This window comes from Paragemmobacter amnigenus, from assembly GCF_009908265.2.
Taxonomy (GTDB): Bacteria; Pseudomonadota; Alphaproteobacteria; order Rhodobacterales; family Rhodobacteraceae; genus Paragemmobacter; species Paragemmobacter amnigenus.
Genome location: NZ_JAAATX020000018.1, coordinates 20,319 through 47,137, shown reverse-complemented (window position 1 = coordinate 47,137; position 26,819 = coordinate 20,319). Strand labels below are relative to the sequence as shown.

Below are 26,819 nucleotides of genomic sequence, written 5' to 3'. Positions count from 1 at the left end.
AATCCCTCCCTAAACGATCACAAAATCCCCCAGAAAAGACAACAACAGACGCGGGGTGGAGCAGCCCGGTAGCTCGTCAGGCTCATAACCTGAAGGCCGCAGGTTCAAATCCTGCCCCCGCAACCAGCGTTACTTGCCTAAAGCCCGCAGAACCCCTGCGGGTTTTTGCGTTTGTGCCGTCTGCTTCCCCGCAGAGCGTCAGGATGGCGCCGAGTTCTCCGAAAAGCTCGATCGCATGCCCGTTCGGGGCCGCTGCATCGGGCGTCAGCATGATCTTCTCGATCAGGCCTCGCAGGATGTCCGCAGCCTCTTCCCGCGTCTCGTCCGCGTTTAGCGCGGTGGCAAGATCCGCAATGATGCTCGCATAGGTGTCTGCGAGGCCCGGATGGAGGGTGACCGGTTCGGGTTCTGGCAAATCGGCCAGTTGCGCGGTCAGGCGCGCTTTGTCGGCCTCCAGCGTGTCCATGCGCGCCTTCATCGAGGCATGGAACATGCCTTGCGCGATGGCGGTGATGATGTTGTCGATCTCCTTCGTGACTTTGCCCAGATCCCGTTCGGCGTCAGCGCGTGCGGAGATGCTCGAAAGGCGCTGTTCCTGCATCTCCCGCTGAAACTCGGCGATGAACTCGCGGATCAGATCGGGGTGTAGAAGGTTGTCCCTCAGCCCCGCCAGGACGCGCGCTTCGACATCGACGCGACGGATCGTCTTGCGGTTCGTGCAGGTGCCGGAGTTGCGAGCCGCCGCGCAGCCGTAGCGGCTGTCGCTGATCATGATGTAGCCGGACCCACAGCAGCCACATTGCAGGAGGCCCGACAGCAAGTAGCGTGCGCGCCGCGCGCGTTCGGTCTTGGGTGCCGTTGGGTTGTCGACGCGCTCGGCGAGGATGTCGTCGCGGATCGCGCCTTGGCGCGCCTTGACCCGCGCCCAGAGGGCGTCATCGATGATGCGCAGGGCAGGGACCTCCTCGGTGATCCAGTCAGCTGCCGGGTTGGGCCGTGCTTGTCGCTTGCCGCTGTCGGGGTCCTTGACGAAGCGCTGCCGGTTCCAGACCAGCTTGCCGATGTAGAGCTCGTTGTTCAGGATCCCCGTGCCGCGCTTCCAGTTGCCGGAGATCGTGGAGAAGGCCCAGGTGCCTTTGCCTTTGCCGCCAGCGCGCGGGGCGGGAATGCCGTCGCGGTTCAGCCCAATCGCAATGGCCCGAGCGCTGCGCCCCCGATCATATTCCCTGAAAATCCGCGTCACGATCGCTGCCTCGGCCGGATCAATCACGCGGTCGCCGGTGCTCCAGGTGCCGTCCGGCAGGGGCTGACGATCGAGGCGGTAGCCATAGCTGATCCCGCCCGCGGATTTGCCGGCCTTCACGCGGCCCTCGAGCCCGCGGTGGGTCTTCTCTGCGAGTTGCCGCAGGAACAGGGCTGACATGGTGCCGCCCAGACCGATGTGGATCTCACTGATCCGGCCTTCGGCCTTGGTGTGGATCTGCACGCCGAGGTAGCTCAGCCGCTTGTGCAGCCCTGCGATGTGTTCCTGATCGCGCGACAGGCGGTCCAGAGCTTCGGCTACCAGCACGTCGAAACCGCCGCGCATGGCCATTTGCTGCATCCGCTGGAAGTCAGGACGCAGATGGGTAGCGCCGCTCATGGCCTCGTCAGCAAAGACCTCTACGACCTGCCAGCCTTGTTCTTCGCAGAGCCTGCGGCAGAGGCGGACCTGATCGTCGATCGAGGCCGCTGACTGCAGGTCTGAGGAATAACGGGCGTAAATAGCGGCGCGCATCAGTCTTGCTCCCAAGGGTCGAGGAGGAACGGGTCATAGGGGGCTGCGAGGGTCTGGGGTACCTCCTGCTCCATCCGGGATTGGATCTCTGCCACTATCTCCTGCAGCCGCGCTCCTGCTTCCAACATGGAGGCCTGTTCGTAATGGGCGAGCGTGGTGGAGAGTTGGCTGTGGCCCAGGATCCGGGCGGCGGCGAGGACGTAGTCGGGCCGCTCGGTGGTGATGGCACTGGCGGCGCAATCGCGCAGGAGGTGGGGGTTGAGGGGCGCGCCGAGCAGGCGCGCGGAGGCGCGGGTGACGGCATAGTAGAGCGCATGGGCCGTCATGGCTTTGCCGCGGGTCGAGATCCAGAGCGGCCCGCGGATCTGGGGCAGGGCGTCACGCGTGAGATCATCGGCCCCCATGATGCGTGGGCGGATGCGCTGCAGATAGTCGCTCAGCGCCGCTTGATAGTCTTCCTCGTCCGGCAGCGCGAAGGCTAGGGGTGACTTGTCCTTGGTGGCCTCTGCTCCGAATGCCACCCGCCAGCGTCCGGCCTCGAAGCGGAGGCTCTCGCCGAGGGTGAGGGCTGCGAGATTGCGGCGGCGGATCGGCGACCACACCAGAAACCCCAGCGCAAAAGCATCGCGGTAGCGCGAGGCGGCCTCCATGGAAAGAGGCGCGGGGTCCGCCGCGATGCGGCCCATCTCATCGGTGCAGGCCTCCCAGATCTCTCCGGGCGGTTTGATGCGCACGGCCTTGTTGCGCGAGGGCTGGGCGCGCTGCTGAAGCGTCGAGACCAAACGGCGCAGAAGCGAGAGGTCGGCTTCCGGTTCCATAACCCTGATGGCCTCCATCAGGTCTGTGACCCGGGAGGCGATGGAGACCGAGGCCAGCCCTTGTGCCTCGAGCCATGCCACGTAGCGGCGCAGGTGGTCTTCCGTGACCCGCTTTGCTGGATCCACCTCGGGTGCCAGCGTGCCAAAGGACTGCAGCGCCCAGAGCCATTTGCCGTAGCCCTTGGCCACTTGCCGGCGGGTGTCTTCGGCCCAATGGGCCGCTGCCCCGTCCGGCTCGAAGATCGCGCCGCCGCGCAAGGCCGCCTGCCAAAGGCTGCGGTCGCGCTCTGGCCAAGCGTCGAAGGGCAGAGATGTCTGCAGAACCTTGTTCATCGCTTGGCCTTTCCAGCTTTGCCCATCAGGCTCAGCGGTTCGAGAAACAAATCCGAGCCTGTGGGCCGGGCTGTGGCCCGGTTTGCAGCCAGCGGTCCACCCTTCATGCGCGCAGCGCTGACGGTCGATGAAGGGGCCTGCTTTGCAGCCTGTGGCAGTCGGCGAGCAACGCCTGTGCGGCGCTGATCGGAGATGACATCGGCGTAGAGTTCGACGGCGGCTTGCGTCTCGGCCCCTGCGTAATGGCTGTAGGTCGTGACCATCGATTTGTGGCCCAAAAGCTTGCGCACCACCTCGTAAAAGCCCGGTCGGGCATCGAGCAGAAGCTTGGCAGCTGCATGGCGGAACTGGTGGGGCGTGAGGCGGAGCGCGGCGTGGTCCCAGAGGGTCTTCTCGATCTGCTTGCGCAAGGCGCCCTGATCCTTGGCTTTGCCCGCCCGCCCGGGGAAGAGGTAGGGGTTCGCCTTCGGCAGAAAGAGGGTGCGCCAGTCCGCGATGTAGCGGGCGATGCGTGCGCTCGTGGCTTCCGTCAGCAGAAAGTCCAGCGCCTGGCTGTTCTTCACCTCGGCAGCCGGGATGACGAGACGCAGCCGCCCGCCCTGCCAGACAAGATGCTGGTCAAGGCGCAGGTGGTTTAGGTTCTCGATCCGCATCGGCGCGAACTGCAGGATCTCGATCGCCACGGCGGACTGGACCAAGAGATGCGCCTCCTGCCGCGGGGTTCTGTCCTCCACGGTCTTTGTCTTGGCCAGCGCCAGATCCCACAGTCGCTGCGGCAGAAGAAGAAAGCGCTCCACCGTTGCCGGGTCATCGAACTGCGCCATGGCGATGAGGTTCTTCTCGCTCAGGCCGGACCTCTGCTGGCGCAGCTTGGGCAGCACATCCGCATAGAAGGCGGCGGTCTCCGGCGTTAGCGTGCGGTACTTCACCGCGTAGCAGCGCAGCGCCCAGGCGATCTCGCCGATGTGCTTGGACGTTTGCTGTCCGTTCCGCTCCACAAACCAGCGGAGACCTTGTTTGACCAGCTCCGGGGTGAGCAGGGCGTCGAAGGAGGGCGCATCCCGCAGATCGGCCCCGCTGTGGTAGAGCGCCGAGAGGTAGCGCCAGAGATGGCCTTCGACGGCCTTGATGCTCTTGGGCCGGAAGGGTTTGGGAAGCCCCGAAAACACATCCGTGCCGCGCAGGTGATCGAGATAGGCCAGGATGTCGGCTGCTACTGCGGCAGAGACCTGCTCGGCGCTCACGCGATAGAGGCGCGCTTCGTAGCGCGGTACAGTGAGACGAACCTGCGGCCAGCCCGACGCGGCGTGTGTCGCCACCATCCGGTTCCAGACCCGGCACATCGATTGGTGGCGGGTCTTCGGCTTGGTGATCAGGCTCTCGGCATCAATGGCTGCCAAGAACTGTGAAGAGACCGTATCGGTCACGGATTCGGGCGCGATACCTTGCACCGAGCAGTAGCGCAGAAACCGGCTCAACTCCGACTTGGCATAGGTGTCCCCCTCCAGCAGATCCCAGAGCCGCTGCCACTCCGCGTTGAATGAGGCGGCGTAAGAGGCCAGCTTGGTTGACATCCCGGCTTCCCGCATCGCGGCCAGCACCAGCGAGCGGACATTCTGAATCCGCCGCGGTGAGACCGAGGCCGTGATCGCATGCACCCGTTCGAGCCTCTCGCGGATATACTTGGCCGAGGCCGGCACATTCTCTTCGGGCAAGGCAAACCAGCCTGCCAGCATACGGATGGCCGAGGCCATGTCGCGCCGACGCAGAAGCGGCAGGTCATGGCGCGCCTCGATCTGGCAACGCAGATCGGCGAGACTTGGCAGTGAGGGGTCATAGATCGGGCGATGGGCCGTCATGGCATGTCTCCGCGTGGTGTCGTGAGAGAGGGTGATGGACAGGTCGGGCCACGTGAAGCCAATTCTGGCAGAAATCTACATATAGTGCAAATATCGCACAAATAATAGTCAAGATAACAACATGTAGATTTGCACGACGGCCTGACACCACCAGACGGGTCGCGCCAAGGCGCGCCAATCCGGGGCAACTCTGGGGGAATGCGCCGCTCATCCGCCGCGGCGCTGGCGCGCCACATAGGCCAAGAGCGCTTCCAGCTCGTAGCGCCGCTGCCCGCCAATCCGGACATGCGGCAGGTCGCCCGTCGCCGTCAGACGCGTGAGCGTCCTCGGCGAAACCGACAAAAACGCCGCCGCCTCAGGCGGGGTCAGAAGACGCGTCGCCTTCGGAGACGGTACCGGCGGGGAAGGGGGTTTGGGATCGGGCATCGATAGCGTCTCCGGCAGAATGGGAACCCGCAACGCCGTTGTCCTCCCCGCGCAGGTGCGCGCGTGCCGCCTGACGGCCGAGCAGCCGGGCAAGGGCAACCAGCGCCTCGTGTGGAGCGACCGCGCCATTCGCCGCAGGCGGGAGCGCAGGACCCACGCTCGCATCCGGATCGGCGCAGTCACCGATTGAGCGCAGGTCTTGAGACGAGGAGCGGAGCGTGCGGGTCATGCCGGCCAGTCTGCCGCACCACATCGCTCCATGGATGTTGGCGCATTCCCCTGCCAAAAATACAGCTAGGGGCTGTATCCCAAGGGCCGTACCGGTAACTAGGGCTGCAACTTCTTCGGCTTGCCCCGCAGTTCCGCCCGGTAGAGGCTTCGTGCAGCCTCAAGGCTCAGCGGCATGCCTGCCTCTGCCAGCACAGCCACCAGAACCTCTTCGAACGGGGTCGCATAGCCGGGGCCGGCCACCGCCTCGGAGGAGCTCAAACCCGGCCGCTTCCCCGTCGCACGCCGGTACGCGCGGCCCACCTCGGCCACCAACTCCCGGATCGCAGGGCCATGCGCCCGTCCGGGCTTCTCTCCAAGCCACCGTCGTGCCGCGCCGACTGCATCGCGTAGAACCGCGAGATCTGACGCATCGTCCAAGTCGAGTTTGGCGAAACTGGCACGTGGCGGGTCCGCCATCCGCAAGCGCATCTCGATGAATATCCGGCTTTCCTGTGAAAGACCGGCCCAGTGCTTCGCTGCCGACCGCATGGTTGCCGTCCGCCCAAGGCTCCGGTGAAAGCTGTCAAGCTGGCGGGCAATAGCCGGCGCGCCTTCCGTGGAATGCCGGGCTTCCCATTGTTTGGCCCACCGGTACGTCTCAATCGCGCGCGCCAATGCACCCGTGAAGCGGTCCAGCTCGTCCCTCGGAAGGCGGAGACGGTCCGATAGGGCAGCAAGCGGCGACGGCATGAGGCACCTTCAGTGTCCTATGGACAGTCATAGTTCCACGCCGCCCGTGGACAAAGTCACATCGCGCTGTGTTTCGGCGTGCAATTTTGACCCCCTAAGGCGGGGTATCGGCGTCCAATTTTGACCCCCCTGACGTTCTGTCGGACCGTCCGTTGCGAGGCAGCGGACGGAGGGAGGGATGAAGCGGGTGGATACGATCGCGCGGGTCCGGCGGGCCTTCTACGTTCAGGGCTGGTCGGTGAAGAAGATCGTGCGGGAACTGCACGTGTCGCGGAATACCGTCCGGAAGATCCTGCGGACGGACGAGACGGACTTCAGCTACGAGCGCGAGCGGCAGCCGATGCCGCGGATCGGTCCTTGGCAAGGGCAGCTCGAACAGTTCCTGTCGTCCAACGCGAACAAGCCGTCGCGGGAACGGCTGACGTTGATCCGCATCTTCGAGGAACTGCGCGGGCTGGGCTATGAGGGCGGCTATGATGCCGTGCGTCGGTTCGCCAAGAGTTGGTCGCAGAACCGGGGTGCGGTGACGGCGGAAGCCTATGTGCCGCTCTACTATGCCCCGGGCGAGGCTTACCAGTTCGACTGGAGCCATGAGGTCGTGGTGATCTCGGGCGTCACGGTGACGGTGAAGGTAGCCCATGTCCGGCTTTGCCACAGCCGGATGATGTTCGCCCGGGCCTACATGCGCGAGAGCCAGGAGATGGTGTTCGACGCGCATGACCGTGCCTTCGCCTTCTTCAGAGGCACCTGCACACGGGGCATCTACGACAACATGAAGACAGCTGTGGAGGCGGTCTTCACCGGCAAGGAGCGGCACTACAACCGCCGCTTTCTTCAGATGTGCAGTCACTACCTTGTCCAACCCGTCGCCTGCACACCCGCATCGGGCTGGGAGAAGGGGCAGGTCGAGAACCAGGTCGGGCTGGTGCGGGAACGGTTCTTCACGCCGCGCCTGCGGGTGAAGAGCCTCGACGAGTTGAACGCCTGGCTGCTGGACAAATGCGTGGCCTACGCCAAGGCACATCGTCATGTGGAAGAGACCGACAAGACGATATGGGAGATGTTCGAGGCCGAGCGCCCCCATCTCGTCCCTTACGTAGGACGCTTCGACGGCTTCCACAGCGTGCCAGCCTCGGTGTCGAAGACCTGCACCGTGCGGTTCGACAACAACAAATACTCGGTCCTGGCCACGGCGGTCGGACGTCCCGTCGAGGTGCATGCCTATGCCGAACGCATCGAGATCCGGCAGGACGGCCGTCTTGTCGGGGATCACCCCCGCTGCTTTGGCCGGGGACGGACCATCTACGATCCGTGGCACTATGTGCCGGTTCTAGTGCGCAAGCCCGGGGCGCTGCGCAACGGCGCGCCCTTCAAGGACTGGGTGTTGCCCTATGCCCTGGAGAAGGTGCGCCGCAAGCTGAAGGGCGTCGATGACGGTGATCGCCAGATGGTCGACATCCTCGCCGCCGTGCTGACCGAAGGCCTGCCCGCGGTGGAGGCCGCTTGTGCCGAGGCCATCGCGCAGGGCGTCCATTCCGCCGATGTCATCCTGAACATCCTGGCACGCCGTCGCGACCCAGCGCCGCCGCCCTTGCTGCTGACCTCACCCGCGCTGCGCCTTGTCCATGAACCCGTCGCCGACTGCGCCCGCTATGACCTGCTGCGGAGGGCTGGATGATGGAGCGTGCCGAGATCCTTGCCGCGATGGCCGACCTCAAGCTCTTCGGCATGCGGGCGGCCTACGACGAACTGATGGCCACGGCCGTCCGGCGGCAGCACGAACCGCAGAAGGTGGTCAGCGACCTGCTGACCGCCGAGATCAACGAGAAGAAGGCACGATCGGTCAAATACCAGATCACCGTCGCCAAGCTGCCCGTCGCCCGCGAGATCGAGGAGTTCACCTTCGACGGCACGCCGATCAACGAGACGCTTGTGCGTGACCTCGCGCGCGGAGAGTTCCTGAACCAGCAGCGCAACGTCGTGCTGGTCGGCGGGACAGGCACGGGCAAGACCCACATCTCCGTTGCCATCGCACGGGCCGTCATCCGCAATGGGGCCCGGGGCCGCTTCTTCAACGTCGTGGATCTGGTCGACAAGTTGGAAACCGAGGCCCGCGCCGGGCGCGCCGGGCGGTTGGCCGAACACCTGATGCGCCTCGACTTCGTCGTCCTGGACGAACTGGGCTATCTCCCTTTTGCCCAATCCGGCGGGCAGCTCCTGTTCCACCTGATCAGCAAGCTTTACGAACAGACCTCGGTCATCGTCACCACCAACCTTGCCTTCGGAGAATGGCCGACGGTCTTCGGCGACGCCAAGATGACGACCGCGCTGCTCGACCGCCTCACCCATCACTGCGACATCGTCGAAACCGGCAACGAGAGCTGGCGTCTCAAAACCCGCGTCTGAGCCCGGCTGAAACGCTGGCCCGAGACGGCTGCGCCAGCTGAAAAGCTACGCCGCCTCGGGCCAGCTTACGTCCCGCCAAGGGGGTCACTTTTGGACGCCGATCAGGGGGCCCGATTGGATGCCGATTGACACTTTGCCGCCCAACTCACCGCAATGTGCGATCAGCTTCGTGCATCTGAACCGCTGCGCAGATCGCCCATTGCTCCGTCAGCGCAACCGCCAAACTCAACCGCCGACTCTGGTATCAGCCGGATGAACGTCGGGGGTCACAGCACAGGGCGCGCGCTCGAACTCGGCCATGCCGGCAAACACTGTCAGCACCATGCGTCCTGCCGGAGAAGTCGTGTCCGCCCACGGTTCGGCCAGCGAGCGGAGGCCCGCCCCGATCTCGTTCAGCTTCTCTGCGATGTCGAGCAGGTCGCCGGTCTAACGCGCGAGCCGGTCCAGGCGCCTCACCACCTGTAATTTTTAGAAGACAACTGCACTATATGTTAGGAGTGTACAGCACGGCATTGATGAGGGCTACCCAGACCATCATCAATGCCAGGTTCTGCCGATGATACCGATCCTGGCACGCTTCTGCGGCCTGTGTCCCATTTCGGCGCCGTCACCGTGCCACTAGCCGCTTCCCCTCCCGTTACTCCGCCGAGTTGAGCCGCATCCGGGCACGGCGTTCGCGGCGTTGCAGTTCCCGGCCAAGGCGGATCGACTGCTCGACGAAATCTAGGTGATCGCGGGCAGCCTTGTCGGCCAGGGCGGCGTCGCCCGCCTCGATCGCCGCGATGATTTCGAGGTGCTGGTCCAGCAGCTTGCGGCCGGTGCCGTCGATGCTGCGCAGCAGGTCGCGGTTGTAGAAGATGCCCCGCCTGGTTAGGTCGAAGACCGAGGCCATCATGTGGATCAGCGTCGTGTTGTGGCTGGCGTCCACGACCGCGCTGTGCAGCCGGAAATCGGCCTCCTGCTCGGCCTCGCGGTCTTGGGCGTCCCAGGCGGCCCGAAGCTCGTCCCGGATCGCGGCCAGGCGTTCCTTGTCGGCCGCGGTCGCGCGTTGGGCGGCAAGGCGGGTCGCGAATGCCTCCTGCTCGCGGCGGTATTCCAGATAATCGTGGAACGCCTCGCCATGGCGCGCATAAAGGGCCAGCATCGCGGGCGACATCGCCCGTCCGGTGAGTTCGGCGATATAGGTGCCGTCGCCGTGGCGGACCGTGACGAGATTGCGGCTTTCGAGAACCTGCAGGGCCTCGCGCAGCTTCGGGCGCGAGACGTGGAAGGCGTCGGCCATCTCGCGTTCGGACGGCAGGCGGGCGCCGCCCTTCAGCACCCCGTCAACGATCATCGTCTCTATCTTGTCCACAACCATCTGGACCACCGATTCGTGGTCGATGGGTTCAAAGACATCCACTGCGATCATGGTCGGCACTCCTCGGCTGCTCGGCGCAGGCAGTCAGTAATAATGTTTACCTTGGAAGGACTGGTTTCAAGGCAGTCTAACGGTTGAGCAAGTAAATGTAATCACGAGTTTTATCGAAACCACCCTTTGCGGCCCACGCCTCTTCCTGCGGCGTGGTCGCCCTAGAGTCTTGCTCAGTCTCCTCTTGTGGTAAAGAAAAATATTGACCGTCTGTAGAGTACAATATTATTAACCTCTTGTGACAGATCGCTGTCGCCCGCCGGGAGGGGCGGTCAGAGGGAGCGAGAGGATGGCGATCATACCGAGCAAGACGCTAGCGCCTTGCCAAGGCACGGCTTCAGGGGCCGGGCCTGTGCAAGTCCCGAGTCCAGCCTCACGCGACCCCGGAGCGTCCGCCTGCCCAGCGAGGCATGACGGATCGCGCCGTTGGGCGGTGCACGAGGGCAAGGTCGCGGCCGAGGTCGCGGCGGGGCAAAACCGCCATTTCGACGCCCGCGTGATCCCCTCGGTCGCCTATACCGACCCCGAGGTGGCCTGGGTCGGCGTGACCGAGACCTCCGCCAAGGCGGAGGGCCGCAAGATCGGCAAGGGGGTGTTCCCCTGGGCCGCCTCGGGCCGCTCGCTGTCGCTGGGCCGGTCCGAGGGGATCACCAAAGTCGTCTTCGACGAGGCGGACGACCGGGTGATCGGCGCCGCCATCGTCGGGCCGAACGCGGGCGACCTGATCGCGGAGGTGGCGCTGGCGATCGAGATGGGGGCGGATGCCGTCGATCTCGGCCACACCATCCACCCGCATCCAACGCTGAGCGAGACGGTGAATTTCGCCGCCGAGATGTTCGAGGGCACGATCACCGACCTGATCCCGCCGAAGAAGCGGCACTGAGCCGGGCGCGCCCGTATCCCGGTTTTCTGAAAGCCCGGCACGGGAGGTCGCGCCGGGGACCACTGGAGCAACAAGACGGCGGGGTTGTCCCCGTGATCCGAGGAGGAAAGATGACTGGTTTCCTGATATTCATCCTGGCCCTGCTGCCCATCGCCACGGTGTTCCTGCTGCTGGTGGTGCTGGAACGCTCGGCCAAGCTTTCGATGTTCGTGGCCTACCTTGTTACGGCGGCAACGGCCCTTCTGGTTTGGGGCACCGACCTGAACAAGGTTCTGGGGGCCACCGCCAACGGGGCCATTACCGCGATCAGCCTGCTTTACATCATCTTCGGCGCGATCCTGCTGCTGTTCACGCTTGAGGAAAGCGGCGGCATCCGGTCCATCCGCAGCGGCTTCACCAGCATCTCTCCCGACCGGCGCGTGCAGGCCATCATCATCGCTTGGCTGTTCGGATCGCTGATCGAGGGCGCGTCGGGTTTCGGCACCCCCGCCGCCATCGCCGCGCCCCTGCTGGTCGCGATCGGCTTTCCCGCCATGGCCGCGGTTCTCGTGACGCTGATCATTCAAAGCACGCCGGTGTCCTTCGGCGCGGTCGGCACGCCGATCCTCGTCGGCGTCAACACCGGCCTCAGCGGCCAAGAGATCGTCGAGTCGACCATCGCGCCGATGGCCTACAGCGACTATCTGCTGGAGATCGCCGTCAAGGTCGCCACCATCCACGGCCTCGTGGGCTTCCTGATCCCGCTGATACTGGTCGGGATGCTGACGCGCTTCTTCGGATCCAACCGCTCGTTCATCGAAGGCTTCCGCATCTGGAAATTCGCGCTGTTCGCGGGCCTCGCCTTCACCATCCCCTACTGGATCATCGCCAACATCCTAGGGCCGGAGTTCCCGTCGCTTCTGGGCGGCATCATCGGCCTGCTGATCGTCGTTCCGGCGGCGCGGGCGGGCTTCCTGATGCCGAAGGAGGTCTTCGACTTCCCGCCCCGCACCCAATGGGACGACGCCTGGGTTGGCAAGCTGGACGACCTTGAGGATCACCACGCCAGCCGTCCGGTGATGCCGCTGCTGAAGGCATGGGCGCCCTATCTGCTGGTCGTGGCGCTTTTGGTGCTGACCCGCGCGGTCGGACCGGTCAAGGCATGGCTCACCTCGCCCGAGGTGACGCTGGCGCTGGACAACCTGTTCAGCTCGGGCATCAACGCGCGGGTGCAGGTTCTGTATCTGCCCGGCACGGTGCTGATCCTTGCGTCGATCTTCACCTTCTTCCTGCACGGGATGAGCGGGCGGGACTATGGCCGGGCGCTGCGGTCCTCGGGTTCGACCATGATCGCCGCCGCGCCCGCGCTGCTGCTGGCAGTGCCGATGGTGCAGGTGTTCATCAACTCGGCCTCGGACAGCCTGGCCAGCATGCCGATCGTCCTGGCCGAGGGCGTGTCGTCCGCGGTGGGCCAGGCCTGGCCCATGTTCGCGCCGCTGATCGGGTCGATGGGCGCCTTCGTCGCCGGGTCGAACACGGTCAGCAACATGATGTTCTCGCTGTTCCAGTTCTCGACCGCCGAGCAGATCGGCCTGGGCGCGGCGGGCGCGGGCACCGTGGTGGCGCTGCAGGCCATCGGGGGGGCCGCGGGCAACATGATCTGCGTGCATAACGTGGTCGCCGCCTCGGCCACGGTGGGCCTCGTCAACCGCGAGGGCGAGATCATCCGCATGACCCTGATCCCGATGACCTACTACATCGTCCAGGGCGGGTTCATCGGGCTTGCGCTGCTGGCCGGGGGATTCAACATGTGGTGGATCGCCGCCGTGATCTGGGGTTCGGCCGTGCTGCTTGTCATGTCGCGGAACCTGGGGCGCGCATCCAACCCCGTCGCCGTCCGAAGCTGAGGTAGGTGAAATGTCCGCAAAGTCCAATCCCCGCGTCGGCCTGTTCTTGACCTGCCTTGTCGATGCCATCCGGCCCGGGATCGGCTTTGCGGCCATCCAGCTGCTGGAAGAAGCGGGCTGCCGGGTCGAGGTGCCGCAGGCCCAGACCTGCTGCGGCCAGCCGGCGTTGAACAGTGGCGATGACAAGGACGCGGCGGACCTTGCGCGCCGGACCATCGCCGCCTTCGAGGGCCATGACTATGTCGTGCTGCCCTCGGGGTCCTGCGCCGGGACGATGGTGCACGCCTATCCCGAACTGCTGGCGGGCGACCCGGAATGGGCCGCCCGCGCCCGCGACCTTGCCGCCCGGGCCCACGAGATCACCAGCTTCCTGGTAGATGTCATGGGCTACCGCCCCCAGGGCCGCCGTCTTGACGCGACGGCGACCTATCACGACAGCTGCGCGGGCCTGCGCGAACTCGGCATCGCCGCGCAGCCGCGCGCGCTTCTCGCCTCGGTCGAGGGGCTTGAGATGCGGGGGCTTGAGGGCAACGACGTCTGCTGCGGCTTCGGCGGCACCTTCTGCGTGAAATATTCCTCCATCTCGAACGCCATCGTCACCGAAAAGGCCGAGGCGGTCGAGCGCACCGGGGCCGACCTGCTGCTGTCGGGCGACCTTGGCTGCCTGATGAACATGGCGGGCAAGCTGCACCGGCGCGGCGCGAAGACCCGCTGCTTCCACACCATCGAGGTTGTCGCGGGCCGCGCGGGCGGCCCCGCCATCGGCGAGGAGGGCTGAGCATGAACGCCCCGCAGCAAGGCTTCAAGGAACGCGCCGACGCCGAACTGAAGAACGCGGTCCTGAAGATCGCCATCGACCGGACCACCGGCAACGCCGAGCGCAAGCGCGCCGTCGCTGTCGCCGCCTTCCCCGAGTTTCAGGCGGCCCGCGCACGGGGCCGCGCCATCAAGGACCATGTCATCGCCCATCTCGACCACTATCTCGAGATGTTCGAACGGAACGCCACCGCCGCGGGCGCGACCGTCCACTGGGCCAGTGATGACGCCGAGGCCCGCGCCATCATCACCCGCATCTGCCTTGAGGCCGACGCGAAGCTTGTCACCCGCGCGAAATCCATGCTGGGCGAAGAGATCGGCCTGCCGCATGCGCTGGCCGACGCCGGGATCGAGCGGGTCGAGACGGACCTGGCCGAGCACATCATCCAGCTTGCGGGCGAACGGCCGTCGCATATCGTCTGGCCCGCCATGCACCGCACCCGCGAGCAGGTGGCCATCCTATTCAAGGAAGCCCATCATCCGCCGCCCGCCGCCGATGATCCGGCTACCATGGTGCAAAGCGCCCGGCGCGAGCTGCGGGCCAAGTTCCTGGGCGCGGACGTGGGCATCTCGGGGGCGAACTTCCTGGTCGCGGACACCGGCGCCACCTGCACCGTCACCAACGAGGGCAACGCCGAGCTGACCACCACGCCGCCCCGCATCCACATCGTGACGGCGGGGATCGAGAAGCTGGTGCCATCCACCGCCCACGCCTTCGCGCTGCTGCGGCTGCTGGTGCGGTCGGCCACGGGTGGCGAGATGACGCAGTACACCACCTTCCACTGCGGCCCGAAACGCCCCGGCGACGCCGACGGCCCCGAGGAGATGCACATCGTCCTGGTGGACAACGGCCGCACGCGAATGCTGGCGGACGAGTTCCGCCCCATGCTGCGCTGCATTCGCTGCGGGGCCTGCATGAACCATTGCGTGGTCTATCGCCAGATCGGCGGGCACGCCTATGGCGGGACCTATCCCGGTCCCATGGGCGCGGTGCTGACGCCGGTTCTGGACGGGCTCGCGCAATCCCGCGACCTGCCCCATGCCTGCACCATGAACGGCCGCTGCGCCGAGGTCTGCCCGGTCGAGATCCCCCTGCCCACGCTGCTGCGGGCCTGGCGCACGCGCAGTTGGCGCGAGCGGCTGGAGCCCCGGTCCGTCCGCGCGGCCCTTGGCCTCTGGGCCATGGCGGCGCGGCGGCCGTGGCTTTACCGCCTGGGCAGCCGCATCGGCGTGCGGGCGCTCCGGCTATTCGGGCGGCGCGGCTGGATCGGCAGCCTGCCGCTGGTCGGCGGCTGGACCGCCTACCGCGACCTGCCGCGCCCGTCGGGGCGGACCTTCATGGAACAGTATCGCGCCGGACAGGCCGGGCGGGCCGGGCAGACGGGGCGGGAGGCGCGGAAATGAGCGCGCGCGACCGCATCCTTGCCGCCATCCGCGCCGCCCGCCCGGCGCCCCTTCCACCCGCCGAGGCCATCGCCGCCGAGGCCGCCGCCCTGCTGGATGCGCCCGAAAGCGTCCGCCCCCGGCCTGTCGAAGCGGTGCTGGCGGCGGAGTTTGTGCGGAAAGCCTCGGCCCTCGGGACGAGTTTCGACCATCTGCCCGACAGGGCGGCGATCCCCTTGGCTGTCAAACGCTATCTGGACACACATGGCCTTCCGCCGGCGCTGGCGCTGCAGCCGGCCCCGGCGCTTGCCGCTCTGGACTGGACGGACATAGACACCCATGACGCCGTCGCGCCTGACCAGACGGCCGCCCTGGGGCTTGCCCTCTGGGGCATCGCCGAGACCGGGTCGCTGGTCATCCACTCCGGGGCGGATGCGCCGATCCTGCTGTCCTTCCTGCCGCTGCACCACATCGTCGTGCTCGAGGAACGCAGCCTGCTGCCGCATCTCGAAGACTATGCGGCGCGCATGGCGGGACAGCCCCAGCCCCGCAACGCCATCCTCATCACCGGCCCCAGCGGCACCACCGACATCGAGGGCAGCTATGTCCGGGGGGCGCACGGCCCCGGATTCCTGCATATCCTCATGATCGGCGGCTGAGGCCGGTCCCGCCCGTCATCCGCATCCCGGACCATCCCGCATCCGGGCCGCCCCGTCATCGCCGATCCGACTGGAGCTCACGCCCATGACGCAGCGATCCCCACCGCGACTGGATCAAGCCGGTGCCGCCGGAATGGGCGGACCAGGTGGCGGCAACCCTTTCCGCTGGCCATTTCCTCTGCCACGTCTTCCATCTGGACTACGTGCTGAAGAAGGGCGCCGATCCCGCTGCCTTCCAGAAGGCCATGCTGGACGCCGAGGGTGCCGAATACCCGGCCGAGCACAACGTGGGCCATCTTTATCACGCCAAGCCCCAGCTTGCCGCCTTCTACGAGGGCCTCGATCCCTTGGCGCGTTTCAACCCCGGAATCGGCGGCACTCGCCGTTCCTGAGGGCTGCCGCCGGTCCCGGCGGATCGGTCCGGTGCCCTCATGCCTTTGGCGGAACGGCTGTTCTGCCCGGTCTGCCTCTGCCCGGTCTGCGACAAGGCGGCAGGGCGACCGGGCAGGGCTCCGGGTGCGGGCCATCCGTGGCCCGTTGCCCCCCTTGTCGGCGGCTCCGGCCTATCCTGACCCTCTACATCAACGCCCCCGGATACCGGTCGCCGCTGCCATCCGGCCACGACCGGCGGACCGGGCGGGGCGCGGCCCGGTATGTCACGTCTTCATGGCCGTGTCCCGATGCGCAGGCTTCATCATTTCCCTTCTTCCGGGTATCTGGCTGGGCAATGTTCTGAACCTGCCTGCAAACTCAGGTCGCTGCCCGTGGGCCTGCCGCCCCGCCCTGCGTCTGCGGGACTGGGCAGGCTTGCATCAGCCGGGGACGCGGGGTGTTCAGATCCGGCCTTGCGCGCTGCCGGATAGCGCGCCGATGCGGACTGAAGGAAATGCTGATGCAGAGCCCTGCGCCCCTGACGGTTCTTGGCCTTGTCGCCCTTGCCACCACGGCGATCGTCTGCGGCGACACGGCCGGCAAGCTGCTGACGGGGGCGGGGGTGCAGCCGCTGTTCGTGGCCTGGTCGCGCTTCGCGCTGGCGGCCCTGCTGCTGTTCTGGATGCTGGGCCTGCGGCCGACCGGCCTGGGGCGCCTGCTGGACTGGCGGCTGATCCTGCGGGCGGCCCTGATCGTCGGCGCCATCGCCTCGATCCTGACCGCGCTTCGGACCGAGCCCATCGCGAATGTCTTCGGCGCCTTCTTCATCGGCCCGATCGTGGCCTATGTGCTGTCGGCCCTGCTGCTGGGCGAGCGCGTGTCCTGGGCGCGCACGGTGATGCTGGCGCTGGGATTTGCCGGCGTGCTGCTGGTCGTCCGGCCCGGCGGCGAGATGGGGACCGGCATGATTTTCGCGGTGCTGGCCGGCACGCTCTACGGCTCGTATCTTGCCGCGACGCGCTGGCTGACCGCCTTCTATCCGCCGCCCTTCCTGCTCGGCTCGCAACTGCTGATCGGGGCGGTGCTGCTGCTGCCTGCGGGGCTTGCCAGCATTCCGGCAAGCACCGACCTGCGGGTGTCGCGTAGCCCTTAAATGCGGTATACGAAAGTCAACAAAATCAATGGGGCGGCTTGGGACCGTTCAACTAGCTGGGGTCATGCGGCACGCTGAAAGAGCGGTAGCGGCACGAATGGTGAAATGATGGTCTGACTTGGTTGAACTGGCGGCCTGTAGGCGAGACGTTCCGCAAGATCGCCATTGGCAAGGGCGACGCGGACTTGAAGGAGCAGGTTTGCCCCGCGTACTGACCAGCGCATTTGCTGCTTCTTGACCATCCGCCTTGCGACAAGATTGTTGACGTTCGCTTCAGCGGCCGTGGAGGCGATCCGCCTCCCTTCGCGATATCTCGCACCATAGTTGGTGATGGAACCGCGGTTTTGCTCAATGAGGTGCCCCTAGTTTCCTAGACACCTGCCTCGTTCAGTTTCTGCTGCCTGATTTCGAAGTCAACGGGCGACTTGTCGGGCGCATCGACCTCGAATTGCCGGTCCAGGGTGTTGGACGCGACAACAGCAGGCTTGCCGCCATATCGTCCCGGACGGCGCTTGTAGCCAATCTGGGCAATGATGCCTGCAAGACTGGCCAGCCGGGCGACCCGGTTCTCGGAGACCTGCTCCCCCTGATCGCGCAGATCGTCAGCCAGCTTGCGATAGCCATAGACCTTGCCGCTATCGGACCAGGCCTGCCGTATCAGGGCTGTCTGCCGCGCATCGTCCTGCGCGCGGCGACTTAACGGTTCCTTAAGCCATGCGTAGAAGCCGGAGACGTGGATCCGCAGCACCCGGCACATGGCCCGGACGCCGAACTCGGCCCGATGCGCCTGCATGAAGGCGTACTTCACTTTGCATTCTGCGCGAAGTACGCGGCCGCCTTTTTTAGGATGTCGCGCTCCTCGGTCACCCGGGCAAGCTCGCGCTTCAGCCGACGGTTCTCGGCCTCATGGTCAACGCCAGGCTTCTTCGGCTCAGGACCGCCAAAAAGCTTGATCCACTTATAGAGCGAATGCGTGCTGACGCCCAAACGCCCAGAAACCTCCCGAACAGCATATCCTCGCACCATGATCTGATGCACCGCGTCTCGCTTGAACTCGTCGTTGTAATTGCTTGTCCCCATGACGGCCTCCTAGCCTCAAAGTTAGGGCGCAAAGCGTCTACAAATCTAGGGGCACCTCAGCCAGTTCGGACACCGTGCGTTCGCCCTTCACGGCCTCCAGCGCCACGCGGGCCTTGAACCCAGCATCATGGTTCCTGCGCTTCTTCATGTTGTGACCTCCTCATTCTTGGAGACCAGCAGACGTCAGATCGTAGCTTCCGTCACCGTCCGATTTTCGGGGAGCAGCTCACCCAGACCGGCCATTCGCTCAACGAGTGCGTGCTCAGCCGAGGAACTTGGGGCGGCCGCGGGAAGATCGGCACAGTGGGTGGATTACGGACTTGCCGCTAAGCCTCCGCAGCATTTGGGCGCAAAACATCATTCGTCGGCACAAGACCCTTAAACTAACCTCAGCTGGATCGGTCACCGACAATAAGTGGGTGTGGCTGGAGTTACTGGGGATCATCGACAACGATGTTGTGTCAGCGCCGAGCTTCGATCAGATCGTCCTCCAGCGTCTACTTTAGGTCGAGCGGTCAGCGAACAAGGGCGCATACCGCGCTTCAATCGACGCAAGCGGGTTCATCCCCAATTCTGGGGATGCACCAACGCAAGGATCTACCGAGATTTGCCCTACAATCTCGTATGGGGGCCGAACTTGAAAGACATCGATATCGACTGTGACCTGACAGCGACCTTGGACGTGTGGAAAGACGCCCGGACGGAAAGACTAGAGGAAACTTTGCACAGGGACTTCTGCGCGATGGGTATGGAGGCAGGCCTCTACATCCATGCCGACAAAGAGACCTATCTCCGTTTCGCCAGGCAAATGGCCACGCAGCCTCCGACAGGCTCGGAGATTGACTGGATTGAAGCAAAGGGGCGGGTCGCAGCCGCGTGCTTGCGAGAAAATGGTCCGGAAACCCGACGAACGACTATTCTTTCCTTGATGCGCTCAGACATCGGCTGGCGCGTGGTGACCGCGACCTTCTCTGTCGAAGAAAGGGCAACGCCTACAGTCGCACACCGAGTGCCGCTGCAGTGATACGCGACACCAGCTCCAGCTGTGATCCGACGTCCAACCTGTTGTAGATGGCCTTCATCTGGCTTCGAATGGTGCTGAGGCTGACGAGCCGGTCGGCTGCGATCTGCTCCGGTGATCTTCCACCGCTCAGTGCTGCGGCAATACAGGCTTCCGAGTGCGTCAGACCAAACGCGCGCTGCAGGCTGCGTGGCGTTATGTCTGGAACGGTCGGAGCAATTGTCGCGATCGCTTTCTCTCTGGAACCACCTAGCGTCATTGGCACTATCGACAAAGCAAAAGCCGGCAGTCCCGAGGGGCGCGATATCAGGATGAAGTCACCCGAGGACTGCTGCTCCGAAAGCTTGTTGCCCACGCCGCGTGCGATTTCGGCTTCCAGTTTCGCCCGGTCTTTCGGGGCAGCGGCCATCAGGCGGCCGTTAACAACTGAAAGTCCATCAGCGAGTTTGAGTATTCCCTCGGCGGTCGCATTGATGCGGGCCACGTTGCCCTCTGCGTCGAGCGTAAGGGAGGCGGTCCTTGCATGGAACAACGCGTCACCCAAGGTCGCGCGGTCAGCAAGGTCACCGAGGGCCTGAGTCAAGTTGCAAGCGCGCCGGAAATGTGGCGAGAGGAAACCAAGGACGGCCTCGCCATCATCAGACAATCCCTCCTTTGTCCGATTGTAAAAGTTCATGCCGATCGTTAGGCTGGGCCGTTTTTCCGCAAGTGCAATCCTGGCAAGCCCAAGATTGTAGCGGTCCACGAAGGCATAATAGTCCTGAGCCTTCCCATCCTCACTGCTGCGTGTCTGGCGGTCATCATAGACAGCACCGACTTCAAGCTCTCGCGATGCACGGTATCTCGGACAAAACGCGAGATAATGCTTCTGATATTCTGCCAAGGCATCGGGATCGATGTTCCAGATTTCCGCTCTGACCAGCTCGAGACCATTATTGCCGAACCAAAGGCTGGTGCCGCTGGTCGCACCGATCCTTACACCAACCTCAGACACTACTTCGCCCCACATCTCGGGTCGAAGAGCTGCCGCGTATATACGGTCAACAAGCAGATCGAGGCTTTGATCTACAGCCATCATTGCCCTCCCCCAAGGCCAATCGCCTGCAAAGCTACACAAGTGTTCGCTCAAATCAATCGGCCGCTCGCGGAAGTTGGCAGCACGTTGGATCCGATCGTGCAGCTGCGTAGGCTTCCGCCCTTCACGTCGGTCTGGACTTGCCCTGCTTTTGTGGAGAGCTTCTAGCTTACTTCCCGGGCCTTTCGCTCGAAGGCGATTGGGCTTTGGAAGCCGAGCGATGAATGCCGCCTGACGGGGTTATAGAACCCGTCGATGTATCTGGCGACGGCGTTTTCGGCCTGCTGACGGGATTGCCATGCGACAGGCCAGATCAGCTCCGACTTGATGGTCTTGAAGAATGTCTCGACCATCGAGTTGTCGTAGCAGTTTCCGCGACCGCTCATTGAGATCTGGACACCGCGTTTGCGGAGCAGCGCCTGATAAGCGACCGAGCAGTATTGCGATCCGCGGTCGGAATGGTGGACCAGACCGGGCGCGGGATTGCGAGCCACAAGAGCACGGCGCAGGGCTTCGACCGCGAGATCGCGCTTCAGACGGTCACTCGTGGCCCAGCCGACGACGCGACGGGAGAAGAGGTCCAGGACTACCGCGAGGTAGAGCCAGCCCTCTGCCGTCCAGATGTAGGAGATGTCCGCCCCCCATTTCCTGTCCGGACCGTCCGCCGTGAAGTCCTGTGCCACCAGATTGGGGGCGATGGGCCAAGCATGTTCACTGTCCGTCGTCCGTTTGAAGCGCCGCTTCTGCCGCGCGATCAACTGGTTCTCGCGCATCAGGCGTGCCGTGCGATGCCGCCCGATCTCATGGCCATCGTCGACGAGGTCGCGGTGCATGCGCGGGCTGCCATAGGTCCCGTTCGATAGCGCGAAGGCCGTCCGGATATGCGCCAGATAGACCATGTCCTGCTGCTGGCGCAGGCAAGCTGGCCGTTCCTGCCACGCAAAGAAGCCGCTCTGGCTGACCCCAAGCACGTGGCACATCCGGCTGATCGGGAAGTTGGCCTTCTCCGCTTCGATGAAGCCGAAGGTCATCGACTTCCCTCTTTCGCGAAGAAGGCCGCGGCTTTTTTTAAGATGTCGCGCTCCTGCTTCAGAACCGCATTCTCCCGCCGCAGCCGCTTCAACTCGGCATGGACATCGACGGGTGCCTCACTCGGCTCGCTGGCATCACGCTCATCTCTCAGCCACCGCGTCAGCGTCGACAGTCCAATGCCCAGATCCTCCGCGATCTCCCGTCGCATCCGGCCACTGGTCAGTGCCAGCCGCACAGCTTCACGCCGAAATTCCGGCGTCGGCCTGTTCCCGTTTCCCATAGAACACCTCCTGGTTCCTCAGTTGGTGCTCTCCACTAATGGGATGGTCCGCCCCGCACCCCGACGTAGCATCGAGGGCACCACCACCAAACGGAGAGAAAGGATGCGCACCAAACCAGATCCACAGACTGCGGCCTTCGGCATCGACATCGGCAAGAAGGTGTTCCACGTCGTCGCCCTGAACGCCGCCGGAGCAGTGATCCAGCGCGCGAAGTTCTCGCGCGATACGTTGATGGCGTTCTTTGACGCCGCGCCGAAGGCGCTGATCGGCATGGAGGCCTGTCCGGGCTCGCAATGGCTGGCGCGACGGCTTACCGCGATGGGCCACGATGCCCGGATCATCCCGGCGCGCTTCGTGAAGCCCTATGTCAAATCGAACAAGACCGACACCGTGGACGCGGCGGCGATTGCCGAAGCTGTCACGCGACCGACGATGCGGTTTGTGGAGGTGCGCACGCCAGAGCAGGTCGACCTGCAAGCCTTGCACCGTATCCGCGACCGTCTCGTCGGACAACGAACGGCGCTGATGAACCAGGCGCGCGCCTTCTGCCTCGAATATGGTCTGGCAATGCGGGTCGGCGGCGGCGGATTCCACGCAGACATCCGGAGACATCTGGCAAATGCCGAGAACGATCTGACCCCAGCCATGAGGGTGCTTCTCGAAGAGCTGCTCGATGACCTCGCCCATGTCGAGCGCCGCATCAAAACCGTGAACGGCAAGGTGGAGGCCTATGCCAGCCAGCATGATGCGGTCAGTCGCCTCGTGACCATCCCGGGCATCGGCGCGCTTGGCGCGACCGCGATTGTCGCAGCGGCAGGGGATGGACGGCAGTTCCGCAAAGCACGCGATCTCGCCGCATGGCTGGGGCTCGTTCCGGCCGAGCATTCGACAGGAGGCAAGCAGACCCTTCTCGGCATCAGCAAGCGCGGCAACCGCTACGTTCGACGGCTGATCATCCACGGCGCGCGGTCCTGCTTTCTCCATCTGAACCGGGCGAACCATGCACTTGGCGGCTGGCTCTCGGCGCTGGAAGCGCGAACCCATCGCAACAAGGCCGTCGTGGCTTTGGCCAACAAGTTGACCCGGATCGTCTGGGCCATCCTGACGAGACCCGGCACCGTCTATCTGCAATCGAAAGGCGCAGCCGTGAGCTGATCCTTAGACCGCAGAACCGATTGCAGGGGGAAAGTGATGACCAAACGGTTGATCGACCTCGGGTAAGCCACGCGCAAAAAGGCGGGACCCGATCCCGCACCACTAATCTGGAACCCGAGGCGCGGATCTCATCAAGGCCTTGCCGCCAAAAGCGGCTGACTGATCAGAGGCCGGATACATTTACGCAAGCCGGACGGCCACGCACGACAACCTTGCAACCGCGGGGCGGACCATACATTTTTCCGGGAAAGTCCAGTGCGGCGGCCCTGCTGGGCAGCCTGCCAAAGGCGGAGTGGTTGCTGGCCGACCGGGGCTATGATGCCGACTGGTTCAGAGATGCATTGAAAGACAAGGGGATAAAGCCCTGCATCCCTGGTAGGAAGTCGCGCGGCAAGCCCATCAAGCATGACAAGCGCCGCTACAAACGCCGCAACCGGATCGAGATCATGTTCGGGCGGCTCAAGGACTGGCGGCGGGTCGCAACACGCTACGACAGATGCCCGAAGGTCTTCCTCTCCGCCGTCGCCCTCGCAGCAACAGTCATGTTCTGGCTATGATGCGAGAACGAGTCCTGACCCTAGCAATGCCAGTCATCGGCCCATGCCGTGAGCTCGAGCGGACTGACGCACTTCATCCACTAAACGCGGCGCAAGGAGTTTGGGAGGCTGAAAGCTGACCAAGTTGAGCTTCAGCGGGCCAGGGAACCGTAGACGAACAGTAGCTGACTGATCCAATCCTCTGCAACCTGAGCAGTATGGCTAATTATGTCATCAAACCTTCACTTGCCATCCGCGTATGTTTCGATAAATCCCGAAACATGGATACAGAAACTGCCTCCCGCGCCTTCGCCACACTCGGCCATCCCGGCCGCCTCGCCGTTTACCGGCTGCTGATGCGCTTCGCCCCGCAAGGCGTGCGCCCGACCGAGATCGCCGAGGCGCTGGAGATGAAGCAGAACACACTGTCGCATCACCTTTCGGACCTGACCTCCTCGAGTCTCGTGCAGGTCGAACGGGACGGACGGTCGCTCTTCTATTCCGTCGATCTGGGGCGGGCCGAGGCTTTGGTGGCCTATCTCACACTCGACGTCGGGCGGGCGCGGCCAGAATTGCTTTCCCCGGTTCTGAAGACTCTTCGCGAGGATGAAATGCCGTCCAGCTTCAACGTGCTGTTCCTGTGTTCGGGCAACTCCGCCCGTTCGATCTTTGCCGAGGCGATCCTGCGCGATCTTGGTAACGGGCGGTTCATTGCCTTCTCGGCCGGAACGCGCCCCAACACGGCCCTGAACCCCTTCGCACTCGAGGTGCTAGAACGCAACGGCCATGCCACCGGCGACATGCGGTCCAAGCACATCACGGAATTCCAGCAGCCGGACAGCCCGGTGATGGATTTCGTCTTCACCGTCTGCGACGCGGCCGCGGCAGAGGAATGTCCGCCCTGGCCCGGCCAGCCCATCACCGGCCATTGGGGCCTTCCCGACCCGGTCAAGGCCACCGGAACCGAGGCAGAGAAGGCCTTGGTCTTTGCACAGACCTATGCCGCCCTGCGCCGCCGCATCGCGGCCTTCGTCGAACTGCCCTTCGCGGACCTGAACCGCATCTCCCTGCAATCCCGCGTGGATGCCATCGGCACCGGCGCGGCTGACCGGAAAGGTTGACCCGACATGACCCGCATCGCCCTGAACGGCCTTGGCCGCATCGGCAAACTCGTCCTGCGCGACCTGATCGACACGGGCGCGGGCGGCGAGATCGTGCTGCTGAACGACCCCATCGGGGACCCGGAACAACATGCACTGCTGATGGAATTCGACTCTGTCCACGGGCGCTGGAAAACGCCGGTGGCTGCCGCCGACGGCGCGCTGGTGCTGAACGGCCAGACCATCCGCCTGACCCACGAAAAGACGATCGAGTCCTTGCCGCTTGCCGAACTGAGCGTCGATCTGGTGATCGACTGCACGGGCGTGTTCAAGACGGCGGCCAAGGTCGCGCCCTACTATGCTGCGGGGGTCAAGAAGGTGGTCGTATCGGCCCCGGTCAAGGATAGCGGGGCGCTGAACATCGTCTACGGGGTGAACCATCACAGCTATGACGGCTCGCAATCCCTCGTCACCGCCGCCTCTTGCACCACGAACTGCCTCGCCCCGGTGGTGAAGGTGATCCATGAATCGCTCGGCATCCGCCACGGCTCCATCACCACGATCCATGACGTGACGAACACCCAGACCATCGTGGACCGCCCCGCCAAGGACATGCGCCGCGCGCGTTCGGCGCTGATGAACCTGATACCCACGACCACCGGATCGGCCACGGCCATTACCCTGATCTATCCCGAACTCAAGGGACGTCTGAACGGCCACGCAGTGCGGGTGCCGCTGCTGAATGCCTCGCTCACCGACTGCGTGTTCGAGGTGGAGCGGGCGACGACCGTGGAGGAGGTGAATACCCTCTTCGCCGCCGCCGCCGAAGGCCCCCTGAAAGGCATCCTCGGCTATGAGACGCGTCCCCTCGTCTCCTGCGATTTCACCAACGACCCGCGCTCGTCGATCGTCGACGCTCCCTCGACGATGGTCACGGGCGGTACGCAGGTGAAGGTCTATGCCTGGTATGACAACGAATGGGGCTATGCCTGCCGCCTCGCCGACATTACCCGCATGGTGGCGGCGTCGATCTGACCATGTCTGCAGCCACCGGAACACCGCCCGATCCGATCCGCGCCTATGCTGCCGTGACGGCGGCCTATTGGGCCTTCATGCTGTCAGACGGCGCGCTGCGGATGCTGGTGCTGCTGCATTTCAACCAGCTGGGCTTCACGCCCCTGCAACTCGCCTGGCTGTTCCTGCTCTATGAACTCGCGGGGATCGTGACCAACCTGGCCGCCGGTTGGCTGGCCGCGCGCTTCGGGCTTGCAGCGACGCTTTACGGCGGCCTCGCGCTCCAGATCGGGGCGCTGGTGGCGCTGGCCCAGCTTGACCCTGCGTGGTCCATCTCTGCCTCGGTCGCCTTCGTCATGGCGGTGCAGGGCGTGTCTGGCGTGGCAAAAGACCTCGCCAAGATGTCCTCGAAATCGGCGGTAAAGCTGCTCGCCCCGAAAGAGGACGGCGGACTCTTCCGCTGGGTGGCCCTGCTCACGGGGTCGAAGAACGCGGTCAAGGGCGCGGGCTTCTTCCTCGGCGCGGCGCTCTTGGCTCTGGCGGGGTTCCAGACGGCTGTCTGGGGGATGGCCGCCGTGCTTGCGATCATCCTTATGGCGGTGGTCCTGTTCCTGCCCGCTGGCCTGCCCGGCCGGATGAAGGCGGAAGAGGCATGGGGTGGCTGGCGGTCGAAAGATCCCCGCGTGAACCGCCTGAGCCTTGCGCGCCTCTTCCTCTTCGGCGCGCGGGATGTCTGGTTCGTCGTGGGCGTGCCCGTCTACTTTCAGGCCGTCCTCTCCGACGGCTCGCCCGATGGTCGACGCGAGGCCTTCTTCCTCGTCGGCGGCTTCATGGCACTCTGGATCATCGCCTATGGCGCAGTACAGGCCGCAGCCCCCCGCCTGATAGGGCCCAAAGGCCAGCCGGAGGAGGCCACGACCCGCCGCGCCATTGCCTGGGCGGGGGCGCTGGTGCCGATCCCCTTCGCGCTTGCCCTCGCCGCTCACCTCGCGGGCGAACCGACAGCGGGACTGACCCTCACCCTGATCGCGGGGTTGCTCGCCTTCGGCTTCGTCTTCGCCGTGAACTCATCCGTCCACTCCTACCTGATCCTCGCCTTCGGATCTGCGGAACGGATCACCCGGGATGTGGGCTTCTACTATATGGCCAACGCTGCCGGGCGATTGACAGGAACACTCCTTTCTGGCCTCAGCTACCAGATCGGCGGGCTGCCGCTTTGCCTAGCCACGGCGGGGATCATGGCCGCCGCAAGCTGGCTGTCGGCACGCCGTCTCATGACTGTTTGAGCAAAAGCGCGGCCGTCGCTGCGCTGCTAATGGCAGCGGTTATCCAGAGTGCACCCAGGCCCCATGTCGCAAGCGCTGCGCGAAGAAAAGGGGCTTC

General features: G+C 64.7%; 22 protein-coding genes, 1 tRNA gene and 6 pseudogenes. 18 read left to right on the top strand and 11 right to left on the bottom strand.

The window, feature by feature from the left end; all coding sequences use genetic code 11:
• The first annotated feature begins 49 nt into the window (after positions 1-49).
• Positions 50-126, top strand: a tRNA-Met gene (locus GU927_RS19900).
• Between the two features lie 259 nt (positions 127-385).
• A complete protein-coding gene (locus GU927_RS19895; protein WP_232489283.1) occupies positions 386-649 on the top strand; it encodes a hypothetical protein in 264 nt (87 codons plus the stop codon).
• A gap of 21 nt (positions 650-670) precedes the next feature.
• Here GU927_RS19895 and GU927_RS19890 read toward each other — a convergent pair.
• From GU927_RS19890 to GU927_RS20725, 4 genes and pseudogenes are all read right to left on the bottom strand, one after another.
• Positions 671-1,777 (bottom strand): annotated as a pseudogene (locus GU927_RS19890) (recombinase family protein); the annotation flags it as partial.
• A complete protein-coding gene (locus tag GU927_RS19885; RefSeq protein ID WP_161764150.1) occupies positions 1,777-2,928 on the bottom strand; it encodes a tyrosine-type recombinase/integrase in 1,152 nt (383 codons plus the stop codon). The pseudogene GU927_RS19890 and the gene GU927_RS19885, both read right to left, overlap by 1 nt.
• Complete coding sequence (locus tag GU927_RS19880) at positions 2,925-4,787, bottom strand: tyrosine-type recombinase/integrase (protein ID WP_161764149.1); 1,863 nt, start codon at positions 4,785-4,787, stop codon at positions 2,925-2,927. The genes GU927_RS19885 and GU927_RS19880 overlap by 4 nt, the downstream gene beginning before the upstream one ends.
• Before the next feature lie 207 nt (positions 4,788-4,994).
• A complete protein-coding gene (locus tag GU927_RS20725; protein WP_217765740.1) occupies positions 4,995-5,129 on the bottom strand; it encodes a helix-turn-helix domain-containing protein in 135 nt (44 codons plus the stop codon).
• Here GU927_RS20725 and GU927_RS19875 point away from each other — a divergent pair.
• The gene (locus GU927_RS19875; protein ID WP_217765741.1) at positions 5,104-5,403 is read left to right on the top strand and encodes a hypothetical protein; all 300 of its coding nucleotides are present in this window, start codon (positions 5,104-5,106) and stop codon (positions 5,401-5,403) included. The two genes, GU927_RS20725 and GU927_RS19875, sit on opposite strands and share 26 nt — an antisense overlap.
• A 137-nt stretch (positions 5,404-5,540) precedes the next feature.
• On the opposite strand, the gene GU927_RS19870 is transcribed toward GU927_RS19875, so the two are convergent.
• Entirely contained in the window at positions 5,541-5,972 is a 432-nt protein-coding gene (locus tag GU927_RS19870) for a hypothetical protein (RefSeq protein ID WP_161764147.1), read from the bottom strand.
• A gap of 379 nt (positions 5,973-6,351) precedes the next feature.
• On the opposite strand from GU927_RS19870, the pseudogene istA reads away from it, so the two are divergent.
• Both istA and istB read left to right on the top strand, forming a co-directional pair.
• Positions 6,352-7,845 (top strand): annotated as a pseudogene (istA, locus tag GU927_RS19865) (IS21 family transposase); the annotation flags it as partial.
• A 2-nt stretch (positions 7,846-7,847) separates the two neighbouring features.
• Positions 7,848-8,579, top strand: a complete 732-nt coding sequence (istB, locus tag GU927_RS19860) for an IS21-like element helper ATPase IstB (RefSeq protein ID WP_449301135.1) — start codon at positions 7,848-7,850, stop codon at positions 8,577-8,579.
• Between the two features lie 225 nt (positions 8,580-8,804).
• Here istB and GU927_RS19855 read toward each other — a convergent pair whose 3' ends face one another.
• Entirely contained in the window at positions 8,805-8,996 is a 192-nt protein-coding gene (locus GU927_RS19855) for a recombinase family protein (protein ID WP_269770145.1), read from the bottom strand.
• A 220-nt stretch (positions 8,997-9,216) separates the two neighbouring features.
• Positions 9,217-9,990, bottom strand: coding sequence for a FadR/GntR family transcriptional regulator (locus GU927_RS19850; RefSeq protein WP_095641381.1), 774 nt, complete (start codon positions 9,988-9,990; stop codon positions 9,217-9,219).
• A gap of 430 nt (positions 9,991-10,420) precedes the next feature.
• On the opposite strand from GU927_RS19850, the pseudogene GU927_RS19845 reads away from it, so the two are divergent.
• The 7 genes and pseudogenes from GU927_RS19845 to GU927_RS19815 all read left to right on the top strand — a co-directional run.
• A pseudogene (locus GU927_RS19845) lies at positions 10,421-10,873 on the top strand (dihydrolipoyl dehydrogenase); the annotation flags it as partial.
• Positions 10,874-10,983: 110 nt separating this feature from the next.
• Positions 10,984-12,759: an L-lactate permease gene (locus GU927_RS19840; RefSeq protein ID WP_161764145.1), complete on the top strand. Its 1,776-nt coding sequence runs from the start codon at positions 10,984-10,986 to the stop codon at positions 12,757-12,759.
• A 10-nt stretch (positions 12,760-12,769) separates the two neighbouring features.
• On the top strand, positions 12,770-13,537 hold the full coding sequence (locus GU927_RS19835) for a (Fe-S)-binding protein (RefSeq protein ID WP_161764144.1): 768 nt from the start codon (positions 12,770-12,772) through the stop codon (positions 13,535-13,537).
• Between the two features lie 2 nt (positions 13,538-13,539).
• Positions 13,540-14,979, top strand: coding sequence for a lactate utilization protein B (locus tag GU927_RS19830; protein ID WP_161764143.1), 1,440 nt, complete (start codon positions 13,540-13,542; stop codon positions 14,977-14,979).
• Positions 14,976-15,617, top strand: a complete 642-nt coding sequence (locus tag GU927_RS19825) for a LutC/YkgG family protein (RefSeq protein WP_161764142.1) — start codon at positions 14,976-14,978, stop codon at positions 15,615-15,617. Before GU927_RS19830 ends, GU927_RS19825 begins: the two co-directional genes overlap by 4 nt.
• Before the next feature lie 113 nt (positions 15,618-15,730).
• Positions 15,731-16,009, top strand: coding sequence for a hypothetical protein (locus GU927_RS19820; RefSeq protein ID WP_161764153.1), 279 nt, complete (start codon positions 15,731-15,733; stop codon positions 16,007-16,009).
• A gap of 500 nt (positions 16,010-16,509) precedes the next feature.
• A complete protein-coding gene (locus tag GU927_RS19815) occupies positions 16,510-17,142 on the top strand; it encodes a DMT family transporter (RefSeq protein ID WP_232489282.1) in 633 nt (210 codons plus the stop codon).
• 62 nt (positions 17,143-17,204) lie between these two features.
• Here GU927_RS19815 and GU927_RS19810 read toward each other — a convergent pair.
• A pseudogene (locus tag GU927_RS19810) lies at positions 17,205-17,495 on the bottom strand (hypothetical protein); the annotation flags it as partial.
• 71 nt (positions 17,496-17,566) lie between these two features.
• Positions 17,567-18,222 (bottom strand): annotated as a pseudogene (locus GU927_RS19805) (IS3 family transposase); the annotation flags it as partial.
• Between the two features lie 637 nt (positions 18,223-18,859).
• On the opposite strand from GU927_RS19805, the gene GU927_RS19800 reads away from it, so the two are divergent.
• Positions 18,860-19,246, top strand: a complete 387-nt coding sequence (locus GU927_RS19800; protein ID WP_161764138.1) for a nuclear transport factor 2 family protein — start codon at positions 18,860-18,862, stop codon at positions 19,244-19,246.
• On the opposite strand, the gene GU927_RS19795 is transcribed toward GU927_RS19800, so the two are convergent.
• Both GU927_RS19795 and GU927_RS19790 read right to left on the bottom strand, forming a co-directional pair.
• Positions 19,215-20,321 (bottom strand): helix-turn-helix transcriptional regulator, encoded by a 1,107-nt coding sequence (locus GU927_RS19795; RefSeq protein WP_161764137.1) that lies wholly within the window; start codon positions 20,319-20,321, stop codon positions 19,215-19,217. The genes GU927_RS19800 and GU927_RS19795 overlap by 32 nt on opposite strands.
• Positions 20,322-20,482: 161 nt before the next feature.
• Positions 20,483-21,630 (bottom strand): IS3 family transposase gene (locus GU927_RS19790; protein WP_161764136.1). Its coding sequence is split into 2 segments (ribosomal slippage): positions 20,483-21,378 and positions 21,378-21,630, totalling 1,149 coding nucleotides; the frame shifts between segments, so codons are not numbered across the junction.
• Positions 21,631-21,733: 103 nt separating this feature from the next.
• On the opposite strand from GU927_RS19790, the gene GU927_RS19785 reads away from it, so the two are divergent.
• The 5 genes and pseudogenes from GU927_RS19785 (at position 21,734) to arsJ (ending at position 26,722) form a co-directional block, all read left to right on the top strand.
• Complete coding sequence (locus GU927_RS19785) at positions 21,734-22,786, top strand: IS110 family transposase (protein ID WP_161764135.1); 1,053 nt, start codon at positions 21,734-21,736, stop codon at positions 22,784-22,786.
• A gap of 251 nt (positions 22,787-23,037) precedes the next feature.
• Positions 23,038-23,343: pseudogene (locus GU927_RS19780) on the top strand (transposase); the annotation flags it as partial.
• A gap of 260 nt (positions 23,344-23,603) precedes the next feature.
• The gene (locus tag GU927_RS19775; RefSeq protein WP_161764134.1) at positions 23,604-24,443 is read left to right on the top strand and encodes a metalloregulator ArsR/SmtB family transcription factor; all 840 of its coding nucleotides are present in this window, start codon (positions 23,604-23,606) and stop codon (positions 24,441-24,443) included.
• A gap of 6 nt (positions 24,444-24,449) precedes the next feature.
• A complete protein-coding gene (locus GU927_RS19770; protein ID WP_161764133.1) occupies positions 24,450-25,457 on the top strand; it encodes an ArsJ-associated glyceraldehyde-3-phosphate dehydrogenase in 1,008 nt (335 codons plus the stop codon).
• A gap of 2 nt (positions 25,458-25,459) precedes the next feature.
• Positions 25,460-26,722 carry an organoarsenical effux MFS transporter ArsJ gene (gene arsJ / locus GU927_RS19765; RefSeq protein ID WP_161764132.1) on the top strand — a complete coding sequence of 421 codons (1,263 nt, stop codon included), beginning with the start codon at positions 25,460-25,462 and terminating at the stop codon, positions 26,720-26,722.
• The last annotated feature ends 97 nt before the right edge of the window (positions 26,723-26,819 follow it).